Here is a 917-nt window from a genome sequence, read left to right as displayed (position 1 = left end):
AACCGTCCACGGAATCCGATGGCGGCGCAAACTGATTGGAGTAGATGGCTGGCAGCACAAAAGCGGTTTCCAGATTGCCGCCCATACTCAGCAGCACCACCTGCTCATCTGGCGACGGACACCACCATGTACGGGCACCACCGGCACGCAGCGTCAGCCAGTTAATCCAGTTGGTTTCAAGCTCGCCCACTCTCACCCGGCACAGCCAGTTTTCCCGGTCCACTTCAGTCACGGTGCCGGTGCGGATCAGGTTGGTGATAAGGCGCATGATTTCGGTCAGTTGTGCATTCATAACGAAAGGTTGCCATCAGAGGGAAAAGGGAGGCAGCGCGGACGCTTGTGCCAGCGGTGGTACAAAGATCACCCCGCCAGCCAGCGCAGCAGAGTGTCACGGGTGACGGTTTCAACCTCATCATTCACACCCAGCAGTCGGCGCTCTGCGTAGCGGACCTCCGGGCCTTTTCGGCTGACGCGATCCCGCAGGCCGTAATGGTGAACACGGGCAATGCGCTGCACCTTGCCATCAAACTGCACGCAGGCGGAGTCCGCACTGGCGGTAGTTTTCAGGTATTTTGTGGTGCGGAGTTTTGCAAACATCTGCCGACGGATACGGCCCTGTTTCGTTCTGGCCGTCACGCGACGCGGCTCGTAAGCCGTCCCGTCCGGGTTGCGCTGCATCCTGATATTTTTCTGCTGGCTGCGGCGCAGCTGCTGTGCCAGATCCCGCATCATGCGCTTACGTGCGGCAGGCTCCAGTTCCGCCAGCAACGCATCTAACCAGGCGTCAACTGCCTGCACCTCAGCCACGGCTCACCGCCCACATTTCGTCCGGTTCCGGCACCGCTTCGACGCTGGACACGTCACCGTCAGCGCTGACTATCACACGCTCTGTCAGTTGCAGGTTCAGGCTGATATCA

2 protein-coding genes and 1 pseudogene are annotated in these 917 nt (G+C 60.0%); all 3 read right to left on the bottom strand.

Annotation, left to right across the window (positions count from 1 at the left end; genetic code table 11):
* Positions 1–292: phage baseplate assembly protein V (locus DD606_RS25705; RefSeq protein ID WP_129259549.1), on the bottom strand; the 292-nt coding region annotated here is incomplete at its 3' end.
* 68 nt (positions 293–360) lie between these two features.
* Positions 361–807: a phage virion morphogenesis protein gene (locus DD606_RS25700; RefSeq protein WP_129259547.1), complete on the bottom strand. Its 447-nt coding sequence runs from the start codon at positions 805–807 to the stop codon at positions 361–363.
* Positions 800–917, bottom strand: a pseudogene (locus tag DD606_RS25695) (phage tail protein); the annotation flags it as partial. The pseudogene DD606_RS25695 and the gene DD606_RS25700, both read right to left, overlap by 8 nt.

The sequence above is a fragment of the Enterobacter cloacae complex sp. GF14B genome (genome assembly GCF_004136805.1).
Classification (GTDB): domain Bacteria; phylum Pseudomonadota; class Gammaproteobacteria; order Enterobacterales; family Enterobacteriaceae; genus Enterobacter; species Enterobacter hormaechei_C.
This window is presented reverse-complemented; position numbering and strand designations above follow the sequence as displayed.